The sequence below is a fragment of the Streptococcus sp. SM3 genome, assembly GCF_027497875.1.
On the sequence record NZ_JAJNSA010000117.1, the window covers coordinates 1 to 7,563 of the forward strand.

Genomic DNA, 7,563 nt, shown 5'->3' on the forward strand with positions numbered 1-7,563 from the left:
GGCACAGTTTAAGGATAAAATCCTCCAAGCCCTCTTCATCTCAGTCTTTGTAACCGTAGTTGGGACATTGACAAATGTCTTTATCACAACAACTTATGCCTACGCCATTTCACGGACAACCTTTAAGTATCGCAGATTCTTTACGATCTTTGCCCTTCTTAGTATGTTGTTCAACGCTGGTTTGGTACCAGGCTATATCGTGGTAACTCGTTTACTTCAACTTGGTGATACAGTTTGGGCCTTGATTGTTCCAATGCTTCTCTCACCATTTAACATCATCTTGATGCGTTCCTTCTTCAAGAAGACCATTCCAGAAGCTATTCTAGAATCCGCTCGTATCGATGGTGCTAGTGAGGCCCGGATTTTCTTCCAAATTTGTTTGCCATTGTCACTACCAGGTATCGCAACCATCACGCTCTTGACAGCTCTTGGTTTCTGGAATGACTGGTTCAACGCCCTTCTTTACATCAAGAGTGACAACTTGTATCCATTGCAATATTTGCTCATGCAAATCCAACAAAATATGGACTACATTGCAAAAGCAGTCGGTCTATCTGGTCAACTGGGAGTTGCTCTACCAAAAGAAACAGGTCGTATGGCCATGGTTGTGGTCGCAACCCTTCCAATCGCGATTTTGTATCCATTCTTCCAACGCTACTTTGTAAAAGGTTTGACTATCGGTGGTGTGAAAGAATAGTGCTTGTCGAGAAAAAACATTTCTCATTTTCCAACTTCCCTTGCGTGAAGTTAAAATCATTATATTGTTTATAAGTTTAAAAATAAAAAAAGGAGTTTTTGTCATGAAAAACTGGAAAAAATATGCTTTTGCATCTGCTAGCGTAGTCGCTTTGGCTGCTGGTCTCGCTGCTTGTGGAAACCTTTCAGGTAACAAGAAAGCTGCTGACTCAGCTTCAGGTGATAAGACTGTTATCAAAATGTACCAAATCGGTGACAAACCAGATAACTTGGATGAATTGCTAGAAAATGCTAACAAAATCATCGGAGAAAAAGTTGGTGCCAAATTGGATATCCAATATCTTGGATGGGGTGACTACGGCAAGAAAATGTCAGTTATCACATCATCTGGTGAAAACTATGATATCGCCTTTGCAGATAACTACGTTGTAAATGCACAAAAAGGTGCTTATGCTGACTTGACAGAATTGTACAAAAAAGAAGGTAAAGACCTTTACAAAGCACTTGACCCAGCTTACATCAAGGGTAATACTGTAAACGGTAAAATTTACGCTGTTCCAGTTGCAGCCAACGTTGCGTCATCTCAAAACTTCGCCTTCAACGGAACTCTTCTTGCTAAATACGGTATCGACATTTCAGGTGTAAACTCATATGAAACACTTGAACCAGTCTTGAAACAAATCAAAGAAAAAGCTCCAGATGTAGTGCCATTTGCGGTTACTAAGAACTTCATCCCATCCGATAACTTTGACTACCCAGTTCCAAATGGACTTCCATTCGTTATCGACCTTGAAGGGGACACTACTAAGATTGTAAACCGTTACGAAGTGCCTCGCTTTAAAGAACACTTGAAGACTCTTCACAAATTCTATGAAGCTGGATACATTCCAAAAGACGTAGCAACAAGCGATACTTCATTTGACCTTCAACAAGATACTTGGTTCGTTCGTGAAGAAACAGTAGGACCAGCTGACTACGGTAACAGCTTGCTTTCACGTGTTGCTAACAAAGATATCCAAATCAAACCAATCACTAACTTCATCAAGAAAAACCAAACAACACAAGTTGCTAACTTTGTTATCTCAAACAACTCTAAGAACAAAGAAAAATCAATGGAAGTGTTGAACCTCTTGAACACTAACCCAGAACTCTTGAATGGTCTTGTATACGGTCCAGAAGGCAAGAACTGGGAAAAACTTCCAGGTAAAGAAAACCGTGTTAAAGTCCTTGATGGCTACAAAGGAAACACTCACATGGGTGGATGGAACACAGGTAACAACTGGATCCTTTACATCAACGAAAACGTTACAGATCAACAAATTGCAGATTCTAAGAAACAATTGGCTGAAGCTAAAGAATCTCCAGCACTTGGATTCATCTTTAACACTGACAATGTGAAATCTGAAATCTCAGCTATCTCTAACACAATGCAACAATTCGATACAGCTATCAACACTGGTACTGTAGATCCAGATAAAGCTATTCCAGAATTGATGGAAAAATTGAAATCTGAAGGTGCTTACGATAAAGTATTGAATGAAATGCAAAAACAATACGATGAATTCTTGAAAAACAAAAAATCATAAGATCAATTGATTTCGTGTATTCATTCCTAACTCCTAAAAACTGAATCACTGTTTTCCTCAGGTTGGTCTGGGGGAGGCAGTGATTTTTTGAAACGAGAGAGCATAGATATCCATGTTTTTCTTATCACTATTTAACCATTCAGGAAATCTCAAGTAGCATTTAGGATTTGGAGTAAGGATTTAGGAAAATATAGCTTATATTAGAGATGTTCCGAGTTTACAAAGGAGGGTTCACATGAAAAAGTATCAACTTCTATTCAAAATAAGTGCAGTCTTCTCTTACTTATTTTTCGTATTTGGTCTTTCTCAGCTGACGCTTATTGTCCAAAATTATTGGCAATTTTCTTCCCAGATTGGCAATTTCGTCTGGATTCAAAATCTCTTGAGTTTGCTATTTAGTGGAGTCATGATTTGGATTCTGGTTAAGACAGGCCATGGTTATCTCTTTCGCATTCCAAGAAAAAAATGGCTTTGGTATTCGATTTTGACAGTACTAGTGGTAGTGCTCCAGATCTCTTTTAACGTTCAGACAGCTAAACATGTTCAGTCAACTGCTGAAGGTTGGGCCGTATTGATCGGTTATAGTGGGACCAACTTTGCTGAGTTGGGTATCTATATAACTTTGTTCTTTCTGACTCCACTTATGGAAGAGCTAATCTATAGGGGATTACTGCAACACGCCTTCTTTAAGCATTCGAGATTTGGCCTTGATTTGCTTCTTCCGTCAATTTTATTTGCTCTTCCTCATTTTTCAAGCCTGCCTAGTTTGTTAGATATCTTCGTCTTTGCAACATCTGGCATCATCTTTGCTAGTTTGACCCGCTATACCAAGAGCATTTATCCTTCCTATGCGGTGCATGTGATTAATAATATTTTCGCGACATTACCATTTTTGCTGACTTTTTTACATAGGGTGTTTGGGTAAAATATTAGTTCGAGAGTTAGGAATGATAGCTTTTCAATTTAAGGAGGAAAATGAGAATGACAACATTAAAATGGTTTGCTGGAGGCAGAGAAAGACGTTGTGAAGCCATGACTATCATTGATTATCTACTGGAAGATATAGAGGATACGACTCAACTGACTCCCTTGAAAAATCAGTTAGTGATTTATAAACAACGATTAAAGGACGATGGGACCTCTACTCCATTTATTTTGAGTCAAATGAATGTTGACATCTCACGTGTGTTGATTGACAATAAGCTGATGTTATCAGAAAATCAAGCCGATCAGATCAAAAAATTGAGAGAATTATCAGCTATTCGCTATGGCTACTGATGAAGTACAGGGATAGGACTCTTTCTATAAATTTTCAGTCAAATAAATTGCATTCGTTTTCTTAAGCAGGTATACTAGTATAGTTAGATGAAAAATTCTGAAAATTTAAGAATAGAAAAGAGAACAAATCTTATGGCAAAAGATATTCGTGTCTTACTTTACTACCTTTACACTCCAATTGAAAATGCAGAGCAATTTGCTGCAGACCACTTGGCTTTCTGTAAATCAATCGGCCTTAAAGGCCGTATCCTAGTCGCTGACGAGGGAATTAACGGAACCGTTTCAGGTGACTACGAAACAACTCAAAAATACATGGACTACGTTCACAGCCTCCCAGGTATGGAAGAACTCTGGTTCAAGATTGACGAAGAAAATGAACAAGCCTTCAAGAAGATGTTTGTTCGCTACAAGAAAGAGATTGTCCACCTTGGTTTGGAAGACAACGACTTTGACAACGACATCAACCCACTTGAAACAACAGGTGCTTACTTGTCTCCAAAAGAGTTCAAAGAAGCCCTTCTTGACGAAGATACCGTTGTCCTTGACACACGTAACGACTATGAGTACGACCTAGGACATTTCCGTGGAGCTATCCGCCCAGATATCCGCAACTTCCGTGAGTTGCCACAATGGGTCCGTGATAACAAAGAAAAATTCATGGACAAGCGTGTCGTGGTTTACTGTACAGGTGGGGTTCGCTGTGAGAAATTCTCAGGCTGGATGGTCCGTGAAGGCTACAAAGATGTCGGCCAATTGCACGGAGGAATTGCTACTTACGGTAAGGACCCAGAAGTCCAAGGTGAACTTTGGGATGGGAAAATGTACGTCTTTGACGAGCGTATCGCCGTTGATGTCAACCATGTCAACCCAACTATCGTAGGAAAAGACTGGTTTGATGGAACACCATGTGAACGTTATGTCAACTGTGGAAATCCATTCTGTAACCGTCGTATCTTGACATCAGAAGAAAATGAAGACAAATACCTTCGTGGATGTTCACATGAGTGCCGTGTTCACCCACGTAACCGCTATGTTTCAGAAAATGAATTGACACAAGCTGAAGTTGTCGAGCGCCTAGCCGCTATCGGTGAAAGCTTGGATCAAGCAGCTACTGTATAAGATTAAACAGTCCTTAGGGGCTGTTTTTCTATGCTTTTTACTCAAAAATCTAAAGTTTGTTTCTGTATCTTTCAGGAAAATAAGGTATACTATATGTAAACGATTTCAAAGGAGTTTAGTTATGGTGAAAACATTTTTTATTCCAAATAAACAGAGCATTTTAGGAGAACAGGAAATTTTGACTGCCAAGTCCGTCTTGGCCTTGGTAGATGGTTTGGAGTCACATAGCTATGATGCTGTCTATCTCCGTCAGCCTCTTAATCGTCTCGAGTATATCGAGTGTGCGATAGTGGGGCAATCACAATTCCTCTTTAAGGTCAGTTATGCTGATGGTCAAAAGGCTTACCGTGTCGATCTTCCTGACCTACTCACGAAGACAGACTGGCAGATTATCAAAGCATTTTTAGATGCTCTGCTTGCTTATACAGGAACTGAGATTGAAGGACTAGATGGTTTTGATTTTGAAGCTTATTTCCAAGCAAGTATTCAAGCCCATCTGACAGACACTGCAGCCCGTTTTACGATTTGCCAAGGAATTTTTAATCCTGTTTTCTTTAGTCATGAGGACTTGAAAAGCTTTTTAGAAGAAGATGGCTTGGCACAGTTTGAAGCGCGTGTGCGTGCGGTTCAAGAGACAGATGCCTACTTTGCAAAAGTTTCCTTCTATCAGGATGGAGAAGGCCAAGTGCACGGTGTTTACCATCTGGCTCAAGGGGTCAAGACCGTTTTTCCGAGAGAACCATTTGTACCTGCAGCCTATATTGAGCAATTGGTGGATAAGGAAGTCCAGTGGGAAATTGACTTTGTTCAAATCACAGGAGATGGCTCTAAACCAGAAGACTATGAAGCCACTGCCCGCTTGAACTATGCAAAATTCCTAGAGTCACTACCATCAGCATCTTACCACCAACTAGACGCCAATCAATTAGAAGTGCAACCCATCTTAGACAAAGATTTTAAAGTATTAGCACAAGAAAAGTAAAGCAGGTCAAGTGACTTGCTTTTTTGACATAGAAAAAATCCTGCCATGAAAGACAGAATTAAAGTTTAAAGAAAGGCTAAGATACGAAGATAATCTCCAATCAGTGCCACTTCAGCTACAAAGAAGAGGAGGATAATCACTCCGTTCACAAGGACAGACAAGAATAATTGATAGAAGGAGTCGGTTTCACTTGATTGACTTGGTCTTGTAATGATATGGAGACTGGCAAGCAGAATGATTCCAATGCTAATCACACACAGGAGAGCTGTAAATCGTAGGCTATCAAAGAAGGCAAAGAAACTAGCAATAGCAGTGAGGAAGATTGGAATTGCCAAGAGTTGACTATATTGTTGGAGAACCTTTTCTAGCGTCCAGTCCTTTTCTTGATAGATAAATCGTCTCACGACGAAACTACCCAAGAGGAATGAAAAGAAGAAGAGTGTTGTTGCTACTAGGATAGAGATAATCGAAAAGAGATTCAATGAAGCAAATTGTTCAGGGAAGTGATTATGCATAGTTGCTATATGTCCATAGTAGGCTTGTTTGATGTGGTAGATACTAAAGAAAAAGGAAGACGCAGAAAACAGAATGAGCAAGAGAAAGGCTGTGTAACTGTGTGTGCTACTTGTTTCAAGCTTGCTTGTAGGAGATTTGAGAGCCTCCACTAGCCAAGACCAAAAATCAAGCGCTTGCTCTTTCCATCTATCCGTAGATTTTGGAGCTTGGTCGGGGATATAGGGACTTTCTAAGGATTGACTGATAAGAAGGGGCTCTTTCGTGGTTGGTTTTTGCTGAGGAAGTGCTTCTTGACTCTCTTCAGCTATAGTGACTTTTTCTGTTGCTTTAGAAAGGTCTTGCTCTTCCTCAGTAGAATCTAATGCTTTCTTTTCTTCTATTTCTGTTCTCGCTTCATCGTTTTCAGGCGTTTCAATTTTCTCTTCTTGCTGGCTTTCAAGTTCGACTTTAGCTTGAGAGACTTCCTCCTCTACTTGAGTATTTTTTTCAATTGGTGTATCGAGATCGGCTATCGTTTCTTCAGCCTTATCTGCAACCTCTTGAGCTTGCTCTTCAGGTTTGTTCTTGCTTGTTGTTTTTACAAAATCATTACTTTCAAACCATTCTTGTTTCATGGTAGAACCTCCTTTTTAGTTAGATAAATATGCTTCCATAGTAGCAGATGTAAGCGCTTTTGTCAACGTCTGATTGGTGTGGATACTAGAATGATATCATTATCAGCTCTAGCAATGAGTTGATCCTTGACACCAGCTTTTTCAGTTTTGTAAGGGTTACTTAATTCTGTGTATTTTGATCCAGGTTTTTCTCTTGTAGCTTGTAAGATAGAACCATAGTTACTTGAGATGTCCCAATTAATTCGTTGGCTTTCTTTTTGCGTCAGAGTGATTGAGAGATGGTCTTTAGAAGTTAATTCCACCTTGCCGTGAACTTGGATATTTTCAGCGTGGAAGTGATGTTCTGTTGACTCTAGCTGACTATCTGTAAGGTCTGTATCAAAGATATTGATAATATTTGGTGTTGTGAGTTTACTGTTTTTGATACGACTTCCTTCAATTCGGAGGAGATAGCTATTATTGGTATTGATGGTCGCATTTTCAAGACTAGCATTAGTGATACTGGTTTGACCGCGATTGGCTGAGATGTTGATCCCTTTTAGACTTCTTCCCTTTGGAACTTGGAGAATAACTTCATTAAAACGACTAGAGTAGCTACTTGCGATATGGAGAATCCCGCCAATTCCAGAAGAGAGAAATGGAGTTTCAGACAGTTTCTTATCAATGAGGCTTAGAGTTTTGTCGTTTTGATTTGTGACAAGATCTTGGTTAGCAGAAATAGATGGATGATAAGAAATATGGATTTGATCATCGAAAGAGTCTGTGATGGTGA

At 39.6% G+C, this 7,563-nt stretch carries 8 protein-coding genes; 6 read left to right on the plus strand and 2 right to left on the minus strand.

Annotated elements, in window-relative coordinates; all coding sequences use genetic code 11:
* From PAN06_RS12255 to PAN06_RS12280, 6 genes are all read left to right on the plus strand, one after another.
* Positions 1–697, plus strand: a 697-nt coding sequence (locus tag PAN06_RS12255; RefSeq protein ID WP_269796452.1) for a carbohydrate ABC transporter permease, incomplete at its 5' end; no start/stop codon positions are given.
* 103 nt (positions 698–800) lie between these two features.
* On the plus strand, positions 801–2,282 hold the full coding sequence (locus tag PAN06_RS12260) for an ABC transporter substrate-binding protein (protein WP_125458038.1): 1,482 nt from the start codon (positions 801–803) through the stop codon (positions 2,280–2,282).
* Positions 2,283–2,517: 235 nt separating this feature from the next.
* Positions 2,518–3,207 (plus strand): CPBP family intramembrane glutamic endopeptidase, encoded by a 690-nt coding sequence (locus tag PAN06_RS12265; protein WP_004254912.1) that lies wholly within the window; start codon positions 2,518–2,520, stop codon positions 3,205–3,207.
* Positions 3,208–3,263: 56 nt separating this feature from the next.
* On the plus strand, positions 3,264–3,560 hold the full coding sequence (locus PAN06_RS12270) for a bacteriocin immunity protein (RefSeq protein ID WP_004263109.1): 297 nt from the start codon (positions 3,264–3,266) through the stop codon (positions 3,558–3,560).
* A gap of 132 nt (positions 3,561–3,692) precedes the next feature.
* Entirely contained in the window at positions 3,693–4,679 is a 987-nt protein-coding gene (locus tag PAN06_RS12275; protein ID WP_004263106.1) for a rhodanese-related sulfurtransferase, read from the plus strand.
* A 121-nt stretch (positions 4,680–4,800) separates the two neighbouring features.
* Positions 4,801–5,661 (plus strand): DUF4299 family protein, encoded by an 861-nt coding sequence (locus tag PAN06_RS12280; RefSeq protein WP_125458040.1) that lies wholly within the window; start codon positions 4,801–4,803, stop codon positions 5,659–5,661.
* A gap of 65 nt (positions 5,662–5,726) precedes the next feature.
* Here the strand turns inward: PAN06_RS12280 and PAN06_RS12285 are convergent, their stop codons facing one another.
* Together PAN06_RS12285 and PAN06_RS12290 are read right to left on the minus strand one after the other, a co-directional pair.
* Positions 5,727–6,791: a DUF6574 domain-containing protein gene (locus PAN06_RS12285; RefSeq protein ID WP_033687546.1), complete on the minus strand. Its 1,065-nt coding sequence runs from the start codon at positions 6,789–6,791 to the stop codon at positions 5,727–5,729.
* A 62-nt stretch (positions 6,792–6,853) separates the two neighbouring features.
* On the minus strand, positions 6,854–7,563 hold a 710-nt coding region (locus PAN06_RS12290; RefSeq protein ID WP_269796453.1), incomplete at its 5' end, for a DUF4097 family beta strand repeat-containing protein.